A 20,414-nucleotide genomic window follows, 5' to 3' on the forward strand; every position below is an offset into this window, starting at 1 on the left:
GGCTCGGCGCCCTTATCCGGGCTTAACAGGCAGGACGCTTATGGTGGTTGCGCTACTCGGAAGAGGAGGTGTGGCAGTGGTCGACCACCGCGGGGAACAATCCTGTACCCGCGACGCGTCGCCGATGCCGGATCACGTGGCCGAAGCCGCAAACGCAATCAGCAGCCCAGCCCAGGCCGAATGGGTCCCGCCGTCGTGGGAGGACATCGTCCGAACCCACTCCGCTCGGGTCTATCGGCTCGCCTACCGCCTCAGCGGCAACCCGCACGACGCGGACGACATCACCCAAGAGGTGTTCGTCCGAGTGTTCCGATCGTTGTCGAGCTACACGCCCGGCACGTTCGAGGGTTGGCTGCACCGCATCACCACGAACCTTTTCCTCGACATGGTTCGGCGCCGTCAGCGCATCCGCTTCGAGGGTCTGGGCGACGACGCGGGCGAACGCCTCGCCGGTCGTGAGCTCTCACCCGCGCAGGCATACGACGACGCCCACCTGGACGCGGACGTCCAGCAGGCGCTGGATGCCCTCGCCCCGGAGTTCCGCGCCGCGGTCGTGCTGTGTGACATCGAGGGCCTGTCGTACGAGGAGATCGCCACCACGCTCGGAGTGAAACTCGGGACCGTGCGCAGCCGCATTCACCGCGGCCGGTCCCAGCTCCGTGCGGCGCTGCGGCATCGTGCTCCCCGGAACAAGGCAGGCCAGGAGACGGCTGCGGAGGTCCGGACCACGGTGCGGAGATGAGGGACCGTGACCAGTGAGCCCGGCGACCGCTTGGGCAGGGGGGTAGTGAGTGCGACACGGATGGGACGCACCGCGACCCGACGTGGGGCATGCGAGGTGGGGACATGAGCCACCTCGAGGACAAACTCGCCGCCTATGTGGACGGTGAGCTGGGCCATGAGGCCCGGGAGAAGGTGCTGGCGCACCTCGCCGAATGCGCGGACTGTCGCGTGGAGGCCGAGGAACAGCGCCAGGTGAAACAACTGCTCGGCAGGGTGCGACAGCCCGGTCCGTCGGACGATCTGATGGCACGGCTGCTGGCCATGGGCGAGCCCGACCAACCGTCGCCTCCGCCGCCCGCGTCGGGGGATCGCTTCACCTTCCCGACCGCCGGGCGACCGGCGGTCTCGGCACGTGCGCGCTCGCGCTCGACCGGTCCACGTGCCGGTCGGCCCGGCAACATGCCCGAGCGGGTGCGCCCGCCGGTGAGTCGGCGTCGGTTGACGTTCGCCGCCGCGGGCGCGTTCTCGATGATGGCCGTCGCGCTCAGCAGCGCGTTCGTGCCGGGCGGGACCAGCGGCGGTACCGAGGGACGCCCCGCGGCCCCGGCCGTGGAGCGTTATCTCGTGGAGCAGGCCGCCACCACGACCGCCCTGCCCGCGGGCTCGGCGTCGCGGCGTCCCGCGCCGGTGCTGGCCGGGACGCAGTTGACGGTCCCGATCCAGCCGGTCGACGCCCGGCGCTGAATTCGCCCGCGCCGGGCCGGCTCGTCGGCCCGGCGGGGCGTCACGCGTGTCCGGAGCCTGTCCGGACACGCGTTCGTCACGTGTTCGTGCGCCGGGCCGGGCCGAGCGGGAACGATTCGCCGCAGGCCCGGTCCGCGGCGCGGGCCGGGTGGGGCCGGTACGTTCGGCGGGTCGCGCGTGCGACGCGGCGGGGCGGGTATCCACTGCCGCCGGGACGACACCGACCGGCACGCGCAAGACTGTGGCCGTGCCGTGGAAGCAGCAGGTGTTCGGCACACCGGGAGCGGTAGGAAGGCACACGATGAGCGACGTATACGGCCGCGGGGGAGCGGAGCCGCCGCGAGGTGACGACGCGCCGGCCGGACCGGGACCCGATCACGACGCCGAACCGGCGGCCTTCCCGACCGGGACACCGCCCTCGCGGCGGCGGGAGGAGCCCGCGCCGGATCGATCCGCCGAGGCCGACCGGACCCCCGAGGTCCCGGCCGAGACCCCGCCGAAGCCTTCGGTCGAGCGTGGCCCCGACGCGGAGCCCGCCGCGTTCCCGACCCGCCCGTCGCCGGTCGCGGCCGAGCCGCCCGCGACCGGCGGCGCCCCGGCCGCGGCCGGGTCTTCCGCGCCGGCGGATCCGGCCGAGCCGGTCGCCGAGCCGGCGGCCGATCCCACCACCGAGCCGGCCGCGTTCGGGCCGCCCGTCCCGGATGTCCGGGAGGCGGTCACCGCCGAGGTGCCGGTCGTACACGGCACCGCCGAGATCCCGAGCGCGGACGATCCGGCCTACGACCCCTTCGCGCCGCCCCCGCAGCCGCCACCGCCCGCCGGGGCGCCGACCCGGCCGTGGCCGGGGCAGGCCGGTGGCTACGGGACACACCCGGGCACGGCACATCCGGGCTACGGGCCCTACGGGCCGTACCCCTCGTACGCCCCGCAGGCGGCCTACACGCCTTATCAGGCCGTGCCGTACGGCTATTCGGTGCCGGGGGACATGACCGGTGCCGGCGGGCCCACGGAGGACCTCGGCAAGCGCTACGGCCGCCGGCTGATCGTGTGGGCCGCGGTTCTCGCGCTGGTGGCCGGGCTGTTCGGCGGCGGCATCGGCGCCTGGATCGCGGATCGCCACGACACCAAGGTCCGCCTCGGCGACCCACCCCCGACCGGCCCCGCGCGGGGCAAGGACACCATCGCCGGACTCGCGGGCCGCACGCTGCCGGGGGTGGTGTACATCCACACCAAGACCGGCCGCGGCGAGGCCACCGGCACCGGCTTCGTGCTGGACACGGCCGGCGACATCCTGACCAACAACCACGTGGTCGAGGCGGGCGCGTCCGGCGGCACGATCACCGTGACCTTCAACGACGGCCAGCAGACCTCGGCGACCCTGGTCGGCCGGGACACCGGCTACGACCTCGCGGTGATCCGGGTGTCCGGCGTTCAGGGGCTGCACCCGCTGCCGCTGGGCAACTCCGACGGCGTCCAGGTCGGCGACCCGGTGATCGCCATCGGCGCGCCGTTCAACCTGGAGGGAACCGTCACCTCCGGGATCATCAGCGCCAAGGACCGCGCGGTCAGCGCGGGCACCTCGGGCAGCGACGTGTCCTACATCAGCGCGTTGCAGACCGACGCGCCGATCAACCCCGGCAACTCGGGCGGTCCGCTGATCGACGCGGCGGGCGCGGTGATCGGGATCAACTCGGCGATCCGCTCGGCCGGCGGCGGGCAGGGCAATCCGTTCGGGGCCCAGCAGGAGGCGGGCAGCATCGGCCTCGGCTTCGCCATCCCGATCAACCAGGCGCGTCGGGTCGCGCAGCAGTTGATCGACACCGGCAAGGCCTCGCACCCGGTGATCGGCGTCACATTGGATGTCGCGTACCAGGGTGACGGTGCGCGGATCGCGCCGCAGGACGTCAAGGGCGCGCCGCCGATCCGGGCGGGCGGGCCGGCCGAGCGGGCCGGGCTCAAGCCGGGCGACGTGATCAAGGCGATCGACGGCCGCAAGGTGCACGACGCCAACGAGTTGATCGTGGCGATCCGGTCCAAGGCGCCCGGTGCGGTGGTCAAGCTCACCATCGAGCGGGACGGGACCGAGCGCACGGTCGACATGACCCTCGAAGCCGGATGACCCGGACATGACGTACGGATGTCCGGACGAACACATCTTCGGGGGATAGGCCGCAAACACCGGGTTCGATGCCGGCCGCCACCTTCCGCTTCCGGGGCCGACGACTACTCTGAGGGGGTTCGGTCGCCCGACCGAACCCCCTCGCGCAATCTCGTGGAGTCCAGGTGTTCGACGTCGGTGCACCCGAGATGGTCGCGCTCGTCATCCTCGCGATCGTGATCTTCGGTCCCGAGAAGTTGCCGAAGATGATCGGCGACGTGGCCCGCACCATTCGCAAGTTCCGCGAGTTCTCCTCCGGGGCCCGAGCGGACCTGAAGAAGGAACTCGGTCCGGAGTTCCAGGACATGCACCTCGAGGACCTCAACCCCAAGACCTTCGTCCGCAAGAACCTGATGGGCGACGGCGACGACCTGGGCATCAAGGAACTGCGCGACTCGCTCGGCAAGGACTTCGAGGACATCAAGGGCCTGGCGAGCGGCAGCCCGTACGACCCGGACGTGCCGGACACCTCGTACAGCCCGCCCTCGCTGCACAAGAACACCGCCGCCCCTCGGGTCGAGCCCGGCGAGCGCCCGCCGTACGACGCCGACGCGACCTGATCGCCGGCGCGACGCCCGGGACACACCTCGGTCGCCGTCGCCCCGACGCGGGTTCGAACGACGCCGCGCGCCGTCGCCGATTCCCGCCCCTTCCCGGCCCGACACGGTGCGGGGGCACGCGCGCATTCGGGCAGTATGGCTTCCGGAGTACACGGGCGGTGTGTGGTCGGTGACTCGGCGGATACATGTATCGGACGGACGGTCCACCCGGAAGTCGCCGGGAGAGGTGGGCCCCGGACATGGCATACCGAGGCAGCCGGCGGCGCCGTCGCGCCGCGTGAGAGGACCTGAGGCGGAGCATGGACACAATCAGCCACGCGGGCGAGGCGTTGCCCGCCGACGAGGCCGGCAAGCCCGACCTGCTGGCGGAATACCTGGGCGCGGACTTCCCCTGGTACGGCCTGGACGAGGGCTGGAACGGGCGGCGTTGGTTGTCGTCGGTGTGCAGGGGCCGAGGCGCGATCGAGTACGGCACGCTCGGCCACGGCGATCTGCCCAGCCGGCGGCCCGGTGATCCGACACCCCGACGGTTCGTGTCCGTGGTGACCGTCCCGCAGCGGCCCAAGCGGCCGGCCGGGGACGGTACGGGGCAGATGGAGGCCACCTCGAAGTCGAGCGCGGCGTCACTCGCAGGGGTGGCGTTGCTCGCGGAGAGTTGGCCGTGGCAGTTGGACCGCACGACCCGCGCGGAGTGGCTGGATCAGCAGACCAACATCGCCTGGGACCTGTCCGACAATCTGACCGGATCGGGGTGGACGGACCTGGCCATCCCGGTGGACGGGGTGCCCTCGCGGTTCCGCTACCGGGAGTCGGCCTACGGCTGGGTGCTCGCGGGCGAGAGCGCGGGCGTCTACATCGGGGTGTACGGCCGCGGCGCGAGCGCGTACGGCCTGGGCCTGTCCCGCTCGGTGGACCTGAGCAGCTACGCGAGGCCGGATTCGTGAACCGCGGCGATGATCCCGGGGGCACGCGCGGGACCGGCCGCGCGTGACCCCGGGATCATCGCGGTGGAGCGCGATGCCCGGCCGGGCCGAAGCCGTGCCGGGCATCGTGGCGCGGGCCCCGGGACACGTCCTCTAGAAATTGCGCAGCGGGGTCAGGCCGAGTTGGAGGCCGGAGAGACCGCGCTCGCGTCCGCCGAGCTTGGCCGCGATCGCGGCGAGCGCGACGGCCGCGGGCGACTGCGGCGCGTCGATCACGACCGGCTTGCCGGTGTCGCCGCCCTCGCGCAGCCGGGTGTCGATCGGGATCGAACCCAGCAGCGGGACCTTGGTGCCGGTGGCCGCGGACAGGCCGTCCGCGACCCGCTGACCGCCGCCGGAGCCGAACACGTCGACCATCTCGCCGCAGTGCGGGCAGGGCAGGCCGGCCATGTTCTCGATCACACCGGCGATGGTCTGGCGGGTCTCCACCGCGATGGTGCCCGCGCGCTCGGCGACCTCGGCGGCGGCCTGCTGCGGCGTGGTCACCACCAGGATCTCCGCGTTCGGCACCAACTGGGCGACCGAGATGGCGATGTCGCCGGTGCCCGGCGGCAGGTCGAGCAGCAGCACGTCCAGGTCGCCCCAGTAGACGTCGGCGAGGAACTGCTGGAGCGCGCGGTGCAACATCGGACCGCGCCAGACCACCGGAGTGTTGCCCGGGGTGAACATGCCGATCGAGATGACCTTCACGCCGGACGCGGACGGCGGCATGATCATGTTCTCGACCTGGGTGGGCTTGCCCTCCGTGCCGAGCATGCGCGGCACCGAGTGGCCGTAGATGTCCGCATCCACGACGCCGACCTTGAGCCCCTGCGCGACCATCGAGGCGGCCAGGTTCACGGTCACCGACGACTTGCCCACGCCGCCCTTGCCGGAGGCCACCGCGTATACGCGGGTGAGCGAACCGGGTTGGGCGAACGGCACCTCGCGCTCGGCCTGACCGCCGCGCAGGTTGCTCGCGAGTTCCTTGCGCTGCGCGTCGCTCATCACGTCCAGCTCGACCCCGACCGAGGTGACGCCGGGCAGCGCGCCGACCGCGGTCTCGACCCGGCTGATGATCGTCTCGCGCATCGGGCAGCCGCTGACGGTCAGGTACACCCCGACCGCGACCCGCCCGTCGGCGTGGATCTCGACGGATTTGACCATGCCCAGTTCGGTGATGGGCCGGTGGATCTCGGGGTCCTGGACGGTCGCCAGCGCATCCTGGACGTCGTCCGCCGAGGGCAGGGTTGCAGAAGCCATACCGTGAGCTTACGACGCCCTCGGAAAAACTCTTTGAGAGCATCGACCTCCGAGCCGAATGGGGAGGTGGCCGTGTGACGACGGTGGCCGAGGAGACGCGCGTGGCCGGCTTCCGCCGGGAGCTGGGCCTGGCGTCGCTGATCGACGTGCACACGCACTTCATGCCGGGGCGCGTGCTGGACAAGGTGTGGGCGTACTTCGACGCGGCCGGTCCGCTGCTCGGCCGGCCGTGGCCGATCACCTACCGGCTGGACGAGGACGAACGGGTCGCCACGCTGCGCCGGTTCGGCGTCTCGGCGTTCACGTCGATGCTCTATCCGCACAAGCCCGAGATGGCCGCGTGGCTGAACGCGTGGGCGCGCGAGTTCGCCGACCGTACGCCGGACTGCCTGCACACCGCGACCTTCTTCGCGGAGGCGGGCGCGGCGAAATACGTGCGCGAGGCGATCGACGCGGGTGCGGTGGTGTTCAAGGCGCACGTCCAGGTCGGCGGGTGGGATCCGACCGATCCGCTGCTGGAGGACGTGTGGGGCACGCTCGCGGACGCCGGGGTGCCGGTGGTCGCGCACTGCGGGTCCGGGCCGGTGCCGGGCGCGCACACCGGGCCCGAGCCGATCGCCCGGGTGCTGGCCCGGCACCCCCGGCTGCGGCTGATCGTCGCGCACATGGGGATGCCGGAGTACGGCGCGTTCCTCGACCTCGCGGACCGCTACCCGGGGGTGCACCTGGACACCACGATGGCCTTCACCGACTTCGTCGAGGAGTTCACGCCCTTCCCGCCCGCCGATCGCTCCCGGTTGCGGGACGTGGGGGACCGGATCCTGTGGGGCAGCGACTTCCCGAACATCCCGTACGGCTACGCGCACGGGCTCGACGCGCTGGCCGGGCTCGACCTGGGCGACGACTGGCTGCGGGCGGTCTGCCACGACAACGCGGCCCGGCTGTTCGCCGCGGGGCTCTCCGGTCGAGCCCACCGCCGGTCGTAGGAAACGATTGCCGGCGCGTCGGCGCGGACGGCTACGTTGCCGCGCATGGCGACCGTCACGTATGTCCGAGGAGACGCCACCACGCCCGTGGGCAAGGGCGTCAAGGTGATCGCGCACGTGTGCAACGACCAGGGCGGCTGGGGCAAGGGCTTCGTGCTCGCGCTGTCCCGGCGCTGGTCCGAGCCGGAGGCCGACTATCGGCACTGGCATCGCGAGCGGGCCGGGAACGACTTCGGGCTGGGCGCGGTGCGTCCGGTCCGGGTCGACACCCACCTGTGGGTGGCCAACATGATCGGCCGGCACGGGATGCGTACCGGCAGCAAGGGCCGCCGGTGCGCTACGACGCGATCGACCGGGCGTTGGCCGAAGTCGGGCGCCGGGCCCTGGAACTGGGTGCCTCGGTCCACATGCCGCGAATCGGCTGTGGTCTGGCCGGGGGCAACTGGGGCAGGGTGGAGCCGCTCGTCCTGGAACGGTTGAGCGCGTGCGGTGTCCCGGTCACCGTCTACGACCACGACTGAACCACGAGGCGAGGCGCCCGGTGACTACGCGAACCACGACGGACACGAAGCCGGCGCCGGCGGCGGGCAGGCCGAGCCTGTGGCGGGACGCGTCCTTCTCGGCCGTGCTCGCCGGCCTGATCGCGGTGCTGGTGTCCTACTCGGGGCCGCTGGTGATCGTGCTGTCCGCGGCCTCGGCGGGCGGGCTGACCCGGGAGCAGACCGGTTCGTGGGTCTGGGCACTGTCCCTCGGCAGCGGGCTGACCTGCCTGGGGCTGAGCCTGTACACCAGGATGCCGATCGTCACCGCGTGGTCCACGCCGGGCGCCGCGCTGTTGGTGACCAGCCTGGGGTCGTACTCCTACCCCGAGGCGATCGGCGCGTTCGTGGTCACCGGTGTGCTGATCACCGTGATCGGGGTGACCGGCGTGTTCGGCCGACTGATGCGGCGGGTGCCCGCCGCCGTGGTGTCCGCGATGCTGGCCGGGATCCTGTTCTCGTTCGGCACCGGGGTGTTCACCTCGGTCAAGTCCGCGCCCTGGACAGCCGGCGGCGTGCTGCTCGGCTACCTGCTCGCCAAGCGCTTCCTCCCGCGCTACGCGGTGCTCGTCGCGCTCGTGGTCGGGGTGGCCTGCTCGGCGGCGACGTCGCGGTTGCACGTGCGGATCGAGGCGTTCGAGATCGCCCGCCCGGAGTGGACCACGCCGCACCTGTCGGTGCCGGCCCTGATCGGCATCGCGGTGCCGCTCCTGGTGGCCACCCTCGCGTCCCAGAACGCGCCCGGGATGGGGGTGCTGGCCGCGTCCGGCTACACGCCGAACGACCGGGTGCTGATCGGCTCGACCGGGGCGGTGTCCACGCTGCTCGCGCCGTTCGGGTCGCACGCGATCAACCTGGCCGCGATCACCGCGGCGATCTGCACCGGCCCCGAGGCGCACCACGACCCCCGCAGGCGTTACGTCGCGGGGGTCTCGTGCGGGGTCTTCTATCTGATCGTGGGCATGTTCGGGTCGACGCTGGTCGCGCTGTTCGCGGGCCTGCCCAAGGAACTGGTGGCCGCGGTCGCGGGCGTCGCGCTGTTCGGCGCGCTGGCGAGCGGCCTCACCGGCGCGATGGCCGACGACGAGCACCGCGAGGCGGCGCTGATCACCTTCCTGGCCACCGCGTCCGGGGTCACCATCGGCGGGATCGGATCCGCGTTCTGGGGGCTGATCGCGGGTGTCCTGGCCCACGTGGTGCTGTCCTGGGGCCGGTTCAGCCCGCGGCGCGGCTCCCGCCCATGAGCAAGCGCATGCCCTCGGCGAGATCACGGCCGGTCGGGGCGGCCTCCGGCGCGAGCATCCACTGGCGGACCACGCCCACCAGCAGCGCCTGACACAGCGCCCCGACGGTGCCGGTCAGATGCTCGTTGCCCTCCTCGGGCACGCCCAGGAACACCGAGGCCAACCCGGACCGGCCCTCGTCCTGCGCCGCGGCGAGCACCTTGTGGATCTCCGGCAGGTCGTCGAGGTGGGCCAGGATCTCGAAGTTGGCGGCCCACATCATCCGGTGCGACTCCATCAGATCGATCACCCGCGTCCAGATCGCCTCGAAGCGCTCCAGCGGCGCGGACTCGGCGCCGACCGCGTCGACCAGCGCGGCGCTCAACTCGTTGCCCCACTCCTTGATCGACTCCAGCAGCGCCTGCTGCATCAGCGCGTCCTTGGACCCGTAGTGGTAGCCGATCGATCCGAGGTTGGTGCCCGACACGGCGACGATGTCGCGCGCGGTCGTGCGCATGTAGCCCTTCTCGTACAGACAACGTTTGGCGCCGGCCAGCAGGTCTTCGCGGTGTCCCATGGGGCGATGGTAACCGGGGATTAGACAAATGTCTTACACAAGTGACTCATACGCGTGTATGAAGAAGTTCGACCCCGCCGTCGACCCGGATCCGGTGCCGGCTCAGGGATGTTCCGGGTCCGGCGGCGGCTGCTGCCGGGTCAGGTGCGCGTCGGTGACGTCGCGTCCCATCAGCCACCCGTCGGTCTCCCGTCGCTCGTCCAACTCCTTGAGCATGGACTGGAGTTCCGAACGCAGGAAGTCCCGGGTGGCGACCTCGCCGAGGGCGATCCGCAGTGCCGCGACCTCGCGGGTCAGATATTCGGTGTCGGCGATGTTGCGCTCGTTGCGGGCCCGGTCCTGCTCCAGGTTGACCCGGTCCCGGTCGTCCTGCCTGTTCTGCGCGAGCAGGATCAGCGGCGCCGCGTAGGACGCCTGGAGGGACAGTGCCAGGGTCAGGAAGATGAACGGGTACTCGTCGAAGCGCAGCGCCGGCGGCACGAAGATGTTCCAGCCGATCCACACGATCACCGTGGCGGTCATGTAGACCAGGAACCGACCGGTGCCCAGGAAACGGGCGATCCGCTCGGAGAACCGGCCGAACGCCTCCGGGTCGTACGCGGGCAGCAGCGGACGCCGCCCCGGATCGCGCGGTTGATCCAGGCGCGGGCGGCGGCGCTTGTCGGCGCTCGTGCTCTCACGAGCCACGGCGGACACCCCCGTCTCCGTGTATGGCGCCCTCGCGCCAGTCCTCGGGCAGCAGATGGTCGAGCACGTCGTCGACGGTGACCGCGCCGAGCAGGTGGTCGTCCTCGTCCACCACCGGCGCCGCGACCATGTTGTACGCGGCCAGGAAGCTGGTCACCTCGGCGAGCGGGGTGTCCGGGCGCAGCGGCATCAGGTCGGTGTCCAGCACCGCGCCGACCAGGGTGAACGGCGGATCGCGCAACAAGCGCTGGAAGTGCACCGTGCCCAGGTACTTCCCGGTCGGCGTCTCGGTCGGCGGCCGGCACACGTAGACCTGACTGGCCAGGGCCGGCGAGAGGTCGGCGTTGCGCACGTGGGCGAGCGCCTCGGCGATGGTGGCGCCGGGTTCGAGCACGATCGGCTCGGTGGTCATCATGCCGCCGGCGGTGTCCTCGACGTAGGTCAGCAGCCGGCGCACGTCCTCGGCCTCCTCCGGCTCCATCAGGCCGAGCAGGCGTTCCGCGGTGTCCTCGGGCAGCTCGGAGATCAGGTCGGCCGCGTCGTCCGGGTCCATCGCCTCCAGCACGTCGGCCGCGCGCTCCTCCTGGAGCTGGCCCAGGATCTCCACCTGGTCGTCCTCGGGCAGTTCCTCCAGCACGTCCGCGAGCCGGTCGTCGTCGAGCGCCGCGGCCACCTCGGCGCGGCGCTTGGCGGAGAGGTTGTGCAGCACGTTCGCCAGGTCGGCGGGCCGCAACTGCTCGAAGGTGGCGAGCAGGTTGGCCGCGCCCTGCTGGTCCTCGGGGCGCTCGAAACCGACCACCGCGTTCCAGTCCACGGTGATCGTCTCGCCGCGTCGCCGGCGCAGGCCGGAGGTGCCGCCCTTTTGCACGAAGAGCTTGGAGATCAGCCAGTCGCGACCGCGTCCGAGCGCCATCGCGACGTCCAGCACGGTCACCGGCTCGTCGGTCTCGGCCAGGCTCACCCGGCGATCGAGCATCTCGGCGAGCACCAGCGTCTCGCTCGGCCGTTGCTCGAAGCGGCGCATGTTGACCAGCCCGGTGGTGATCACCTCGCCGGTCTCCACGCTGGTCACCCGGGTCATCGGGACGAAGATCCGCCGACGGGTGGCCACCTCGACGACCAGGCCGAGCACGCGCGGGGGGAGCTGGGCGGTGCGCAGCATCACCACCACGTCGCGCAGCCGGCCGACGTGGTCGCCGTTGGGGTCGAACACGGCCACGCCCGCCAGGTGCGAGATGAACACCCGCCCGGATGACGCACCCATGCCGTGGTCCCTCCGTCGCCGATGTGTATGCCCGCTCGGGCCGATCCGCGGCCGATCCGCGCGGTCGTTCCTCGTATGCCCCCGGACGGTCAGGCTACCGGTCGACGTGGGCATGATCACGACACCTCGCGCCCGGCTCAGTACAGTGCCGCCCGTGCGCTTGCCTCAGACGAAGACCACGATCGCCCTCCTGGCCGCCTGCGTCCTCACCGGCACGGCGTGTTCGAAGGCGGAGACCGGGCTCGGCTCGGAATCCGCGGATTCCATCGCCGGCAAGTCCAAGGCGGCGGCCGCGACGGCCGTCGCGGTCCACGTGCAGGGCGTGTGGCGGATCCAGACCCAGGAGTTCCGGATCGATCTGCGGCTCAAGCGCGAGGGAGGGGTGGGCACCGTGGTCACCGCGGACAGCACCATCGAACTGCTGCGGATCGGCGAGGACCTGTTCGTGCGCGGCGACGCCCGGCTGTATCGGGGTCGGGACGGGCGCGGGGGGACCGACGTCGAGGAGTCGGCCCAGACGCTGCGGGACAAGTTCGTCAAGGTGCCGCCCGCCGATCCCAGCTACGCGCGGCTGTCCGGGTTCACCCGGATGCAGGACATGATCACCGATCTGATCCGGCTCAACGGCAAGCTCAAGAAGGACGGCCGGGAGAAGATACGCGGCGCCGAGTCACTCAAGGTGGTGGCCGACCGGGGGCGCGGCGGCGAACTGCGGGTGGCGCTGAAGGGGACCCCGTTCCCGCTCAAGTACATTCCTTCGCCGAGCGGCGGATCGCTCGAACTGTTCGAGTACAACCAGGACTTCCCGCTGGTGTTGCCCAAGCCCGACGACGTGCTCGACTACGGGTCGATGACCGACGGCAAGGAACCGTCGGACAAGTCGCCGGACAAGTCCCCGGTCAAACCCTCGGGTCAGCCCTCCGGAAAACCCTCGGGTCAGCCCTCGGGCAAGCCCACCGGGCCGGTGCCGGGTACCGACTGAGGCGGGGGATTCCGGCTCCGGGATACCGTTTCCCGCAGGACGTCGACGCGGGCGTGCGTCGATCAGGTCAGCGAACCAACGAGACATCGAACGACGAGGAACCCAACGGTGGATCACGTGCGGCGCGGCTTCGTGGTGGCGACGGCTGTATCGGTCACGGTGCTGGCCGCCGGGTGCAGTGCGGGACGGCCCGCACACCGCTCGTGGCAGGCGCCGGTGGACGAGCCGACGGCGGGTGCGCCGCTCGGCAACCAGGTGGACGGGCTGGACCCGGCGGCGATCCTTCAGCGTGCCCAGGCCGCGACGGCCGCCGCGAAGTCCGTGCACGTCAAGGGCGAACTGGCGGTCCCGGGCGCGTCCGGCAGGCCGGCCAAGCCGTTCAGCGTGGACATGCGCTTCACCAGCACCGGCAGCGAGGGCCAGATCGTCGAGGACAACACGACCGCGTACATCACCCGGGTGCAGAACCAGGTCTGGTTCCGGGGGGACGCGAAGTTCTGGTCCAAGGTCGAGGGCAACGGCAGCGAGACGGCCAACCACGACAAGTACGTACAGGTCCCCTCCGGGGACAAGAAGTACGGCGGCATCGTGGAGAACACCTACGTCGAGCGGCTGACCAACAAGCTGATGGGCAAGCCGGGCAAGCTGGAGAAGGGCGCGGTCAAGCAGGTCAACGGCCACAAGGCGATCGCCCTGGAGAATCGCACGCCGGGCGCGGGCGGCACCATCTGGGTGGCCACCGAGGGCGCCCCGTACCTGCTGCGGATGGAGTCGGCCCAGGACGCGAAGCAGACCGGCGCGTTCGACTTCCTCGGCTACGGCGAACGGGTCGACGTGCACGCGCCGGAGCCCAAGGACGTGGTGGACAAGGACCTGACCACCCAGGGCCGCCCGACCGGCGGCAGCAACGGCACCTCGACCGGCGGCTCGAGCACGCGGCCGCCGACGACCGGCGCGCCCACGAGTTCCACCACGCGCCGCCCCGACATCGGCCGGACCGGCAAGCCGCCGGTCCCCGCCGGCCTCAAGCACGACCCGGTGTTGTTCTTCTGATCGGGCGTCGGGCCCACCCGGGGCGGCCTCATCCGGTGCGGGCCCACGGCTCACCCGAGGCGGCTCCGTCGCCGCGCCCGACGTCCCGCGGACGGTCGGCGCCCGGGCCCGGCCCGGGGGCACCGTCTGTCAGCCGCGCCGGCGCAGGCGGCCGATCGACAGGTTGAACGGGGACGCGCCGCGCGTCACGGCCGGCGACCCGACCGGAACGGTGCGTCCGGCGTCCCGGGGCAGATCCCGGGCCGGGCCGGTCGGGGTCAACCGGATCAGGTCGCACTCGCGTTTCCAGCGGGCCGGCTGCTCCTCGCCGTCGGGCGCGTTCAACCGGGCCGCGTGCAGGGCCAGCACGGCCGGCTCCCACGCCGGGTCGTCCGGTGCCACCACGGCGACCCGGGCGGTCCAGCCGGGCAGCCGGCCGCCCTTGTCCTTGCTGCGCAGGTCCACGAGCGCCTCGGCGGCCTCGGCCAGGCCGGGCACGAACTGCTCGACCGCGCCGTCCGCGCGGGCCGTCACCAGCCACGACGCGCCGTCCAGCCACACGTGCCAGACCGGGCGGGCGGGTGCGGTGCCGACCGTGAGCCAGAGCAGGCCGGACTTCTTCGCGGCTTCCTCGCGCAGCGCGTCCGCTTCCGGGAGTGCGTCGGTGTCCGTCATGCGCCACAGCGTCCCACAACGCGCGGGCGCGGAACGTGGTCCCGCCCCGGCGACGTGCGAGGCCGAACGTGCGCCACCTCATAGTCCGCCAGGGGTGACCCGTCGGTAACCTGACCGCACGATCCGCAGCACTGGGAGGACCAGAGACATGGCCGCCACATCGCGTAGCTTGCGTTCCCGCCGTTCCTGTATGGCTGTGCCCGGCAGCAACCCGCGCTTCATCGAGAAGGCGCAGGGGCTTCCGGTCGACCAGGTGTTCCTCGACCTCGAGGACGCCTGCGCCCCGCTCGCGAAGGAGGGCGCGCGGCACACCATCGTCGACGCGCTCAACAACGGCGACTGGGGGAATCGGATCCGCGTCGTGCGGGTCAACGACTGGACCACCCACTGGACCTACCGCGACGTGGTCACCGTCGTGGAGGGCGCGGGGGCCAACCTCGACGCCATCATGCTGCCGAAGGTCCAGGACGCCGGCCAGGTCAAGGCCCTGGACCTGCTGCTCACCCAGATCGAGAAGACGGTCGGCCTGGAGGTCGGCCGGATCGGCATCGAGGCGCAGATCGAGAACGCCCGAGGACTGGTCAACGTCGACGAGATCGCCGCCGCGTCGCCGCGCGTGGAGACCATCATCTTCGGCCCGGCCGACTTCATGGCGTCGATCAACATGAAGTCCCTCGTGGTCGGCGAGCAGCCGCCGGGCTACGACACCGGCGACGCGTACCACTACATCCTGATGCGGATCCTGATGGCCGCGCGGGCCAACGACCTCCAGGCGATCGACGGCCCCTACCTCCAGATCAAGGAGGTCGACGGCTTCCGCCGGGTGGCCGGCCGCTCGGCCGCGCTGGGCTTCGACGGCAAGTGGGTGCTGCACCCCGGCCAGATCGACGCCGCGAACGAGCTGTACTCGCCGACCCAGGCCGACTACGACCACGCCGAGATGATCCTCGACGCGTACGACTGGTGCACCTCGGCCGAGGGCGGCATGAAGGGCGCCGCGATGCTCGGCGACGAGATGATCGACGAGGCGTCGCGCAAGATGGCCCTGGTGATCTCGGCCAAGGGTCGCGCGGCGGGCATGCAGCGTACGCAGAAGTTCGAGGCCCCCAAGGGCTGAGTCCGGCCCCGGTGACCCGGGCCGGTGACCCGGCGCCCGGGCGGTGACGCGACGAAGGGGCGGCACCCGATCGTGATCGGGTGCCGCCCCTTCGTGTCGCATCGGCCGTGTCGCATCCGCGCGGCGCGGCGGCTCCCGGGGCGCGCCGCGGCCCGGCTCAGCTCTCGGTGAGCAGACCCGCGCGCAGAGTGCCGAGCGTGCGCGACAGCAGCCGAGAGACGTGCATCTGGGAGATGCCCAGTTGCTCGCCGATCTCGGACTGGGTCTTGCCGCCGAAGAAGCGCAACATCAGGATGTGCTTCTCGCGCGGCGGGAGCGCGGCGATCAGCGGCTTGAGCGACTCTCGGTTCTCCACCAGTTCGATCGCGTCGTCGTCCGCGCCGAGCCGGTCCATCGGAACCGCGGCGTCGTCGCCGGCGCCCGCGGGGGTGTCCAGCGACGAGGCGCTGTAGCCGTTCGAGGCGATCATGCCCTCGACGACCTCCTCGCGGGAGACGTCCAGGAAGTCCGCCAACTCGGCGACGGTGGGCGCCCGTTCCAGGCGCCGGCCGAGCTCGTCGCTCGCCTTCGCCAGCCGCAGCCGCAACTCCTGGAGTCGGCGCGGCACCCGGACGGACCACGAGGTGTCCCGGAAGAAGCGCTTGATCTCGCCGAGGATGGTCGGCATCGCGAAGGTCGGGAACTCCACCTCGCGCTCGGTGTCGAAGCGGTCGATCGCCTTGATCAGCCCGATCGTGCCGACCTGGACGATGTCCTCCAGCGGCTCGCTGCGGGTGCGGAAGCGAGCCGCCGCGAAGCGCACCAGCGGCAGGTTGAGTTCGATGAGGGTGTTGCGCACGTACTGGTACTCGTGCGTGCCCTCTTCCAGCCGGTTCAGCCGCCGGAAGAGTGTCTTCGAGAGCGCGCGCGCGTCGGCGGCGCCCATCGATCCGATCTCGTCGTCGTCGAATTCACGCGCGAGTTCGCACAGATCCAGCTCTTCTGCCCCGGTGTCCGTCGCCGGTGGCCGCTGTGACCCCCGGACCTGCATCTCGGCTTCGAGCTGTACTGCCATGCCTCCCCCTCGTCACGCTTTTGAGGTCTCTCCCGTGCGCCTAACCCGGATGGGGGAGAGCAAACACCATCCACCCGAAAAACTTGTGCGGGCAAGCCGACCCCCCGCATTCGGGGGCGGTCGTCTATCGTGTGCCCGGGCCGGAGTACTCGATGGGCAAAGGGCAGCAGGAGGCTGGCATGCAGGGCGGCTTGACGGTGTCGGTGAGCACCAATGGCACCTCTGCGATCGTTACGGTCGCCGGTGAGATCGACGTGGACAGTGCCGCCGCGGTGCGGGACCGCCTGTTCGAGTGTGTCGAGCAGGGCAGTACGCGTCTGGTGATCGACTGCTCGGACCTCGATTTCTGTGATTCGACCGGGCTGAACGCGTTTCTCGCCGCCCGGCTGCGCGCGCAGGCCGCGGGAGGAGCCGTCCACCTCGTGGGCGTTCAACCCGCTGTTGCGCGGGTATTCGAGATCACCGGTGCGGTACAGGGGTTCACTTTCCACGAGACCCTGGCAGAGGCGGTCGGAGAGTAGCCCGTGACTTCTGGTGTCCTCCAGCGGGATGCGGGCAACTATCACCGCGTAGCAGCGTGAGCGAGGTGAGCCAGTAGATGTGCGCCATGCGATCGCAGGCGCCCGGCGACGGGGGCGCCTGCTTCTCCACACCACCGCTTCGTCAGGTGCGGAGATTGCCGTTCGAGGGCGCGAAGGGGGCGGTGGCGCGGTCGAGGACGTTCATCCGCAACACGCTCCACGCGTACGGATGGTCGGGTTCCCAGGACGAGCAGGTGATGCTGACCGCCGACGACGTGCTGCTCGTCGCGGTCGAGCTGGTCACCAACGCGTGCCTGCACGCGGGCGGTCCGGTGGAGTTGCGCGTCGTGCGGACGAGCGAGCTGTTGCGGATCGAGGTGGACGACCGCAGCGAGGAGCCGCCGCAGGCACGTGCTCCGCATTCGGGGACACGACCGGGCGGACACGGACTGCACATCATCCGGCGGCTGACGCTGGACTGGGGGGTGGTCGTGCACCAGGGCGACGGGAAGACCGTGTGGGTGGACATGCCCGTCCCCGAGGTGATGCGCTGAATCGGACGCCTGCTCGCGGGGTGCGGTGCCGAGCCGGATACCGGCCCGAACCCGGTGCGCTCGGCGGATACCCTGGAGCACATGTCTGCCTCTTCGGTTCGTGTTCGCTTCGCTCCCTCTCCCACCGGCATGTTCCACGTCGGTGGCGCTCGTTCCGCGCTGTACAACTGGGCCGTCGCGCACAAGGCCGGCGGCACGTTCGTACTGCGTGTCGAGGACACCGACGAGGCGCGGAACCGGCCCGAGTGGACCGAGGGCATCATCGGCGCGCTCGCGGCGATCGGCATCAACGCGTCCGACCCGGCCTTCGAGGGCCCGTATTTCCAGTCGCAGAACACCGCGCTGCACCGCGAGAAGGCGGTCGAGCTCTTCGACGCGGGCCGCGCGTACTACTGCGACTGCACGCGTGAGGACCTGGAGGCCCGGACCGGCTCCAAGCACCTGGGCTACGACGGCTTCTGCCGCGACCGCGGGCTGCCCGCGGGCGAGGGGCGCGCACTGCGCTTCCGTACGCCGGACGAGGGCGTCACGGTGGTGGCCGACCTGGTCCGCGGCGACACCGAGTTCCCGAACGCCTCGCTGGAGGACTTCGTGGTGGCCCGGGGCAACGGCTCGGCGGTGTTCCTGCTGGCGAACGTGGTCGACGACGTCGACCAGCGGATCACCATCGTCATCCGCGGCGAGGAGCACCTGTCCAACGCGGCCAAGCAGCAGCTGTTGTGGGAGGCGCTGGGCGCGACCGCGCCGCAGTGGGCGCACCTGCCGGTGATCGTCAACGAGAAGCGGCAGAAGTTGTCCAAGCGCCGGGACAAGGTGGCGCTGGAGTCCTACCTGGACGAGGGCTACCTGCCCGAGGCGCTGGTGAACTACCTCTTCCTGCTCGGCTGGGGCCCGAAGGACGACGTGGAGATCCGGCCGTACGCGGAGCTGGAGCAGCTCTTCGACCTGCGGGACGTGAACAAGTCGTCGGCGTTCTTCGACGTGAAGAAGTTGTCCTCGTTCAACGCCGACTACATTCGCGCGCTGGACGCGGACGCGTTCGTGAAGGCGTGCGAGCCGTGGGTGCTCGGGGAGAAGGCGCCGTGGGCGAAGGAGGCGTACGACCCGGCGGTGTTCGCCGAGGTCGCGCCGCTCGTGCAGACCCGGATCACGGTGCTCGACGAGGTCCCGATGTACGTGGACTTCCTGTTCCTGGACGCGCCGGCCGAGGACGAGGCGGCCTGGGCCAAGGCGATGAAGCCGGGCGCCGCGGACGTGCTGGCCAGTGCGCGCGAGGAGCTCGCGGGGGCCGAGTGGAACGTGGACGCGCTCAAGGCCGCGGTCGAGGCCGCGGGTGCCGCGCACGGCCTGAAGTTGTCCAAGTCGCAGGCCCCGGTCCGGGTCGCGGTGACCGGTCGCACGATCGGCCTGCCCCTGTTCGAGTCGCTCCAGGTACTCGGCCGCGACCGGGTCCTGTCCCGCATCGACGCGGCGCTGGCCAGGTTGGCGACGGCGCAGTAGTCGCCGCACCGGAACACGGCGGGCCCGCACACCGGGAAACGGGTGGGCGGGCCCGCCGGGGCGGCGGGTCAGCTCAGTGACAGGGTCAGTGTGGTGTCGTAGGCACCGGGCTGCTGCATCGCGGGTACGGCGAGCGAGATCGATGCCTTGGCGATGAACGCGCCGCCGGTTCGCGGGGCGTTCGGCGTCGACGCCAGCACGGATCCGCCGGCGATCCGGCCGGGCGTGCCGGGCACCGCGACGCTCAGGCCGCCCGGCGCGCTCTCCACCGCCGGTACCCAGGTGAAGTGATCGGCCGGAATCCGGCCGCCGTCCGGTGAGGTGAAGTCGCCGATGTCGGCGGTGAGCGTCCAGCCGAGCGAGCCGCCGCGCACGTCGGTGACGGTGATCGGGTTCAGCGGGCCGGACATGGTCTGCGCGCGGGTGCTCACCGCGCCGCCCACGAGTCGGATGCCGTCACCCTGCTGGGAGATGGTCAGCCCGCCGGTGCCGATCACGCCGGTGATGTGCTGGGACACCGTGCCGGCGCCGGAGTCGGCACCGACCGTCAGAGTGCGCGAGACGGCCGGTGGCACGACCGGGGCGCAGTCGATCAGCGTCCCCCCGATGCCCTCCGCGGTCACCGTGTAGGTGCCCGGGGTGAGCGTGACCGGGCCGCTTCCGGGGATCGTGAACGTGCCGGTGAGATCGGTGAGTTCAAGGGAGCCGGAGGGATTCTCCGGCGCCGGGCGGCCCTGACCGCGTACCCCGAAGGCGGTGTGCTGCGAGCCGCCCACGTTCACGGCGGCCTCTGCGTAGAACGGGATCGAGTCGATGTGCGGCATTCCCGGATACTTCGGCTGCGTACCCCAGTGCCAGGTGACGGTGACCGTTTCGCCCGGGTTGTAGGTCGGCTTGTCCGGGCTGACGACCAGGTCCACGTCGAACGCGTCTTCCGGGAACCGTATGCCGAGGATGGAGGAGGAGCATCGCTCCTGGTACGTGATGGTGTCCGCCTGTGCGGGTGCCGCCGACGTCAGGCCGACGGCCGCGACGACGATCGCCGTCGCGCAAGCCGCCAGGACGCGACGGGCCGAGTTTCTCTGGTTTCTCTTGAACACGGATTTCCTTGCCGGAGTCGGGAATCGATCGGTGCCAAGGCGCGGTGGGGACCGGGTTGGTTCCGAGCGGGTCCCCGACCGACACGATGTTTGGCACGATCAATGATTACTGACGGCAACCCGCGCCGCACTCGGAATTGCGCAGCAACTCGCTTGGGTGGCAAGGAAATTGACGGGCCGTTGGATCGTTCCC

General features: G+C 71.2%; 20 protein-coding genes and 1 pseudogene. 14 read left to right on the forward strand and 7 right to left on the reverse strand.

Annotated elements, in window-relative coordinates:
- Window positions 1-124 precede the first annotated feature (124 nt).
- From sigE to ACIBSV_RS35550, 5 genes are all read left to right on the forward strand, one after another.
- Entirely contained in the window at window positions 125-742 is a 618-nt protein-coding gene (sigE, locus tag ACIBSV_RS35530) for an RNA polymerase sigma factor SigE (RefSeq protein ID WP_052174094.1), read from the forward strand.
- 104 nt (window positions 743-846) lie between these two features.
- A complete protein-coding gene (locus ACIBSV_RS35535; protein ID WP_395870520.1) occupies window positions 847-1,467 on the forward strand; it encodes an anti-sigma factor family protein in 621 nt (206 codons plus the stop codon).
- 301 nt (window positions 1,468-1,768) lie between these two features.
- Window positions 1,769-3,586 (forward strand): trypsin-like peptidase domain-containing protein, encoded by a 1,818-nt coding sequence (locus tag ACIBSV_RS35540; protein ID WP_395870522.1) that lies wholly within the window; start codon window positions 1,769-1,771, stop codon window positions 3,584-3,586.
- Between the two features lie 164 nt (window positions 3,587-3,750).
- On the forward strand, window positions 3,751-4,185 hold the full coding sequence (locus ACIBSV_RS35545; protein ID WP_395870524.1) for a sec-independent translocase: 435 nt from the start codon (window positions 3,751-3,753) through the stop codon (window positions 4,183-4,185).
- A gap of 299 nt (window positions 4,186-4,484) precedes the next feature.
- Window positions 4,485-5,129, forward strand: a complete 645-nt coding sequence (locus ACIBSV_RS35550; RefSeq protein ID WP_395870526.1) for a hypothetical protein — start codon at window positions 4,485-4,487, stop codon at window positions 5,127-5,129.
- Window positions 5,130-5,261: 132 nt separating this feature from the next.
- Here the strand turns inward: ACIBSV_RS35550 and ACIBSV_RS35555 are convergent, their stop codons facing one another.
- Complete coding sequence (locus ACIBSV_RS35555; protein ID WP_395870528.1) at window positions 5,262-6,410, reverse strand: Mrp/NBP35 family ATP-binding protein; 1,149 nt, start codon at window positions 6,408-6,410, stop codon at window positions 5,262-5,264.
- 74 nt (window positions 6,411-6,484) lie between these two features.
- Between ACIBSV_RS35555 and ACIBSV_RS35560 the strand changes: the two genes are divergently transcribed.
- From ACIBSV_RS35560 to ACIBSV_RS35570, 3 genes and pseudogenes are all read left to right on the forward strand, one after another.
- On the forward strand, window positions 6,485-7,396 hold the full coding sequence (locus ACIBSV_RS35560) for an amidohydrolase family protein (RefSeq protein ID WP_395870530.1): 912 nt from the start codon (window positions 6,485-6,487) through the stop codon (window positions 7,394-7,396).
- 45 nt (window positions 7,397-7,441) lie between these two features.
- Window positions 7,442-7,917: pseudogene (locus ACIBSV_RS35565) on the forward strand (macro domain-containing protein).
- A gap of 20 nt (window positions 7,918-7,937) precedes the next feature.
- A complete protein-coding gene (locus ACIBSV_RS35570) occupies window positions 7,938-9,179 on the forward strand; it encodes a benzoate/H(+) symporter BenE family transporter (protein ID WP_395870532.1) in 1,242 nt (413 codons plus the stop codon).
- Here the strand turns inward: ACIBSV_RS35570 and ACIBSV_RS35575 are convergent.
- From ACIBSV_RS35575 to ACIBSV_RS35585, 3 genes are all read right to left on the reverse strand, one after another.
- A complete protein-coding gene (locus tag ACIBSV_RS35575; protein WP_395870534.1) occupies window positions 9,151-9,735 on the reverse strand; it encodes a TetR/AcrR family transcriptional regulator in 585 nt (194 codons plus the stop codon). The genes ACIBSV_RS35570 and ACIBSV_RS35575 overlap by 29 nt on opposite strands.
- Before the next feature lie 102 nt (window positions 9,736-9,837).
- On the reverse strand, window positions 9,838-10,422 hold the full coding sequence (locus tag ACIBSV_RS35580; RefSeq protein WP_395870536.1) for a DUF1003 domain-containing protein: 585 nt from the start codon (window positions 10,420-10,422) through the stop codon (window positions 9,838-9,840).
- Window positions 10,412-11,686 (reverse strand): magnesium transporter MgtE N-terminal domain-containing protein, encoded by a 1,275-nt coding sequence (locus tag ACIBSV_RS35585; protein ID WP_395870538.1) that lies wholly within the window; start codon window positions 11,684-11,686, stop codon window positions 10,412-10,414. The genes ACIBSV_RS35580 and ACIBSV_RS35585 overlap by 11 nt, the downstream gene beginning before the upstream one ends.
- A 154-nt stretch (window positions 11,687-11,840) precedes the next feature.
- Between ACIBSV_RS35585 and ACIBSV_RS35590 the strand changes: the two genes are divergently transcribed.
- Window positions 11,841-12,668, forward strand: coding sequence for a hypothetical protein (locus ACIBSV_RS35590; protein ID WP_395870541.1), 828 nt, complete (start codon window positions 11,841-11,843; stop codon window positions 12,666-12,668).
- 108 nt (window positions 12,669-12,776) lie between these two features.
- A complete protein-coding gene (locus tag ACIBSV_RS35595; protein WP_395870543.1) occupies window positions 12,777-13,721 on the forward strand; it encodes a hypothetical protein in 945 nt (314 codons plus the stop codon).
- 129 nt (window positions 13,722-13,850) lie between these two features.
- Here ACIBSV_RS35595 and ACIBSV_RS35600 read toward each other — a convergent pair whose 3' ends face one another.
- Window positions 13,851-14,375: a hypothetical protein gene (locus tag ACIBSV_RS35600; protein ID WP_395870545.1), complete on the reverse strand. Its 525-nt coding sequence runs from the start codon at window positions 14,373-14,375 to the stop codon at window positions 13,851-13,853.
- Between the two features lie 148 nt (window positions 14,376-14,523).
- Here ACIBSV_RS35600 and ACIBSV_RS35605 point away from each other — a divergent pair, with 148 nt between their 5' ends.
- The gene (locus ACIBSV_RS35605) at window positions 14,524-15,492 is read left to right on the forward strand and encodes an HpcH/HpaI aldolase/citrate lyase family protein (protein WP_391586794.1); all 969 of its coding nucleotides are present in this window, start codon (window positions 14,524-14,526) and stop codon (window positions 15,490-15,492) included.
- A gap of 157 nt (window positions 15,493-15,649) precedes the next feature.
- Here the strand turns inward: ACIBSV_RS35605 and ACIBSV_RS35610 are convergent, their stop codons facing one another.
- Window positions 15,650-16,546, reverse strand: coding sequence for an RNA polymerase sigma factor SigF (locus ACIBSV_RS35610; protein ID WP_395870547.1), 897 nt, complete (start codon window positions 16,544-16,546; stop codon window positions 15,650-15,652).
- A gap of 152 nt (window positions 16,547-16,698) precedes the next feature.
- Here ACIBSV_RS35610 and ACIBSV_RS35615 point away from each other — a divergent pair, with 152 nt between their 5' ends.
- The 3 genes from ACIBSV_RS35615 (at window position 16,699) to gltX (ending at window position 19,121) form a co-directional block, all read left to right on the forward strand.
- Window positions 16,699-17,067 carry an STAS domain-containing protein gene (locus ACIBSV_RS35615; protein ID WP_395870548.1) on the forward strand — a complete coding sequence of 123 codons (369 nt, stop codon included), beginning with the start codon at window positions 16,699-16,701 and terminating at the stop codon, window positions 17,065-17,067.
- Between the two features lie 86 nt (window positions 17,068-17,153).
- Complete coding sequence (locus ACIBSV_RS35620) at window positions 17,154-17,621, forward strand: ATP-binding protein (protein WP_395870550.1); 468 nt, start codon at window positions 17,154-17,156, stop codon at window positions 17,619-17,621.
- Window positions 17,622-17,750: 129 nt separating this feature from the next.
- Window positions 17,751-19,121: a glutamate--tRNA ligase gene (gene gltX / locus ACIBSV_RS35625; protein WP_395870672.1), complete on the forward strand. Its 1,371-nt coding sequence runs from the start codon at window positions 17,751-17,753 to the stop codon at window positions 19,119-19,121.
- Between the two features lie 68 nt (window positions 19,122-19,189).
- On the opposite strand, the gene ACIBSV_RS35630 is transcribed toward gltX, so the two are convergent.
- Entirely contained in the window at window positions 19,190-20,221 is a 1,032-nt protein-coding gene (locus ACIBSV_RS35630) for a hypothetical protein (protein ID WP_395870552.1), read from the reverse strand.
- Window positions 20,222-20,414 lie beyond the last annotated feature (193 nt).

Origin of the sequence: Embleya sp. NPDC050154, from assembly GCF_044460165.1 — a bacterium.
GTDB lineage: Bacteria > Actinomycetota > Actinomycetes > Streptomycetales > Streptomycetaceae > Embleya.